At 63.5% G+C, this 3,459-nt stretch carries 2 protein-coding genes; one reads left to right on the plus strand and one right to left on the minus strand.

What is annotated here, in order from left to right; genetic code table 11:
* Nucleotides 1–315 precede the first annotated feature (315 nt).
* Nucleotides 316–1,059 carry a 2OG-Fe(II) oxygenase gene (locus BCO18175_RS40300; protein WP_174989383.1) on the plus strand — a complete coding sequence of 248 codons (744 nt, stop codon included), beginning with the start codon at nucleotides 316–318 and terminating at the stop codon, nucleotides 1,057–1,059.
* 275 nt (nucleotides 1,060–1,334) lie between these two features.
* Here BCO18175_RS40300 and BCO18175_RS40305 read toward each other — a convergent pair whose 3' ends face one another.
* A complete protein-coding gene (locus tag BCO18175_RS40305; RefSeq protein ID WP_174989381.1) occupies nucleotides 1,335–2,759 on the minus strand; it encodes a DHA2 family efflux MFS transporter permease subunit in 1,425 nt (474 codons plus the stop codon).
* Between the last annotated feature and the right edge of the window lie 700 nt (nucleotides 2,760–3,459).

The raw sequence follows: 3,459 nt of genomic DNA on the forward strand, positions 1-3,459 counted from the left end.
GCTTCTCCGCTTCTCCGCTTCTCCGCTTCTCCGCTTCTCCGCTTCTCCGCTTCTCCGCTTCTCCGCTTCTCCGCTTCCCCGCTTCCCCGCTTCTCCATTTCGACTCGTCGAGGCATTGGGTGCGTCCATGCCATCGCGAGCGCTCACCTTCTTCCTTTGCCGAATTGAAGCGCAAGATCTGGAGCGCGCCGGTGCATGGACATCCGTAGACTGGGCTCATCAACATTTGCCGTGGGCTCAACCGTGCCGGCGACGTGGCCGGAACGTTCCGCGCGACTGCATGGCGCCCCATTGCTGACGAACCGAGGTATGCCCGTGAACATTGCCGACCTGCAACCTGCCGTCGAATCGCTGGATATTGCACAACGCGTCGACGCGATCGACTGGACGACTGTCGATGCCGATCTCGATCGCCATGGATGCGCGCGCGTGCCGGGCTTGATCTCGGCAAGCGAGTGCGCGGCGCTCGCATCGTTGTATCCGCACGATGCGCTGTATCGCTCGCGCGTCGTGATGGCGCGGCACGGGTTCGGTCGTGGTGAATACAAGTATTTCGCGTACCCACTCCCTGCGGTCGTCGCCGAGCTGCGTGCGACGATCTACCCGCATCTCTCGCCAACCGCGAATCGCTGGAACAAGGCACTCGGGATCGACGCCCGCTATCCGGCAGACCACGCGACCTTCCTGGATCGCTGCCACGCAGCGGGACAGACGCGACCGACGCCGCTGATCCTGCAATACGGTCCCGACGACTACAACTGTCTCCATCAGGACCTGTATGGCGAACACGTCTTTCCGCTTCAGGTCGCGATCCTGTTGTCGGCGCCGGGCCGCGATTTCACCGGTGGCGAATTCGTTCTGACGGAACAGCGACCACGCATGCAGTCGCGTGCGGAAGTGGTGCCGCTGACGCAAGGCGACGCAGTAATCTTCGCCGTGCACGGCAGGCCCGTGCAGGGAACGCGCGGCGTCTATCGCGTCAACCTGCGCCACGGCGTCAGCCGGATCCGGAGCGGCCATCGTCACACGGTCGGCATCATCTTCCACGACGCACAGTGACGGCGATCGGGACGAGCACGACGCTGCCGCGCCACCCATCACAATGGCGGATCCGCGCGGGAAATACCGCGCGTCCGACGTGCCCATCGCGCGTTACTGATCGGGGTTCTCCACGAACGGGTATCACCGCGCGATCAGTTCACTCATCCACAGTGACGGATGAGCGTTTTCTCTTGCCGTCGGATCGGCCGGGCGCAACGGATCGACGTTTCAAGTGAGCGGCGGAGAGCCCATAAACTCACCTGTCTCAACACAAAGTCGACGGGAAACCCGACCTACCCGCGCGCTACATTCGCCCGCAGCCGGTCGCCCGCATCGAACGCGAGCCGTGCGTAGCCCGGCAACGTCAGCAACGCGAGCACGCCCGCCGCGACGAACGCCCAGCGGAAGTCGTCGAGCACGTAGTGCATGCCGGCCGCATCGCCACGCACCAACGCAGCAAGTCGCAACGACAACGCACCGAACGCGATGCCCATCCCGATCGTCATCTGTTGCGCTGCGCTCCACAGCGTGCTGGCCGCGCTTGTCTGCTGAGCCGGGATATCCGCATAGGCCAGCGTCGCGAGCGTCGTGAACTGCATCGATCGCGTCAGTCCGTAGACGAATACGACGAGCAGCGTGATTGCCAGCGGCGTCGATGCGGTCAGCCAGCCGCATGCGATCGTGAAGAAGCCGACCATCGTCACGTCGACGAGCGCGACGCGTCGGAAGCCGAAGCGGTCGAGAATCCACGACGTGCCCGCCTTCATCCCGAGATTGCCGAGCGCGCTTGCGAGCAACAGCAGGCCGGATTGGAACGGCGACAGCCCGAAGCCGATCTGGAACAGCAGCGGCAACAGGTAAGGCACGGCGTTGATGGCCATCCGCGTGATCGAACCGGTGATCACCGTCACCGAGAACGTCGGCACCTTCAATGTCGTGAAGTCGAGCAGCGGATGCGCGCAACGTCGCGCATGCCACCACGCTGCAATGCCGAACAGCACGCTCGCACCCACCAGGACGGCCGCGCGCGTGAAGTGGACGTCCTGCTGGCCGGCCGCTTCGGTGCCGATCAGCAAGCAGGTCAGCGCGCCCCCGGCGAGCACGAAGCCGCCCCAGTCGAGCGGCCGTTGCTCGTCGGCCCGCGTGTTCCGGACGATCAACCAGGTGCAGACCAGTGCGGCAATCCCGAACGGGACGTTCAGCAGGAAGATCCATCGCCATGATGCATAGGTCGTGATGAAGCCGCCGATCGGCGGCCCGACGACGGGCGCGACGATGCCCGGCCACGTGATCGTCGCGATCGCACGCATCAGCTTCGCCTTCTCGGTGCTGCGCACGACGATCATGCGCCCGACCGGTACCATCATCGCCCCGCCGACGCCTTGCAGCAGCCGCGCAGCCGTGAACGTCACGACGCCCTCGGACAACCCGCACAGCACCGACGCGCCGGTAAAGACGACGATCGCACTGGCGAACACCGTGCGCGGGCCATAGCGGTCCGCGATCCAGCCGCTGATCGGGATGAACACGGCAAGCGCCAGCATGTAAGCCGTCATCCCGAGACTCAGCGCGTTCGGCCCGACGCCGAACGAGCGCGCCATTTGCGGTAGCGCGGTCGCGATCACGGTCGTGTCGAGATACTCCATGAAGAAGGTTGCGGCGACGAGATACGGCAAGAAGTCGGTCGTCCGACGACCCTGTACGGGGTTGTCAGTCATGAACGGTGCGGGAGACGGAATACGGAGGACACCGACCGCCGGCGGGTGCCTGGAAGCGCCGGGAATCGGGACGAACGACGATATTACCTCGAAGGGCTTGCACCCTGCTCTGTCGGGCATGCCGCGCGAATGGACTTTATGCGCATAGATTTTTATGACGATTTAGCGCTGAGTTCGTTGTGTGCGCCGACGATCACGTCGCCACAACGTGTCGAAGGAACGGTGGATGCTTCAGGAAGACTTTCGCCCAGACGTCTCGATTGCCAGCCATTTTCGACGAAAATAGGTCATCGTCGGCCATTACGGCGCCATCTATGGATCGATCGACGTTAGATGGGCACCCATTAGCGTGCCGATTGATGTGGGGCCAAAGAGAGTGCACCGGGAGATTTCGGTGGCACAGAGCCGTAGATCGCTAGAGAACAGTAGAGGCCCGAGTCGACGCATTAGACGCCTCGGTTCCAGCCAGATTGATGTGGAGCGCGGCGGAACGCACCTAAAGATTTTGGTGGCGGCGGCGCCGCTGCGGATCGCTCGAGAACGGCAAGCGCCTAAATTGGCGCATTCGGCGCCCAGCTCCAGCCAGGCCGCCCATCCCGATTCCACGTACATTTCCGTCGCGCAAATGCAAAAACCCCCGCCTTTCGGGCGGGGGTTCTTGGCTTAGGGAGCCTGACGATTACCTACTTTCACACGGGAA

It is taken from the genome of Burkholderia lata, from assembly GCF_902499335.1.
In the GTDB taxonomy this organism is placed as follows: Bacteria; Pseudomonadota; Gammaproteobacteria; order Burkholderiales; family Burkholderiaceae; genus Burkholderia; species Burkholderia lata_B.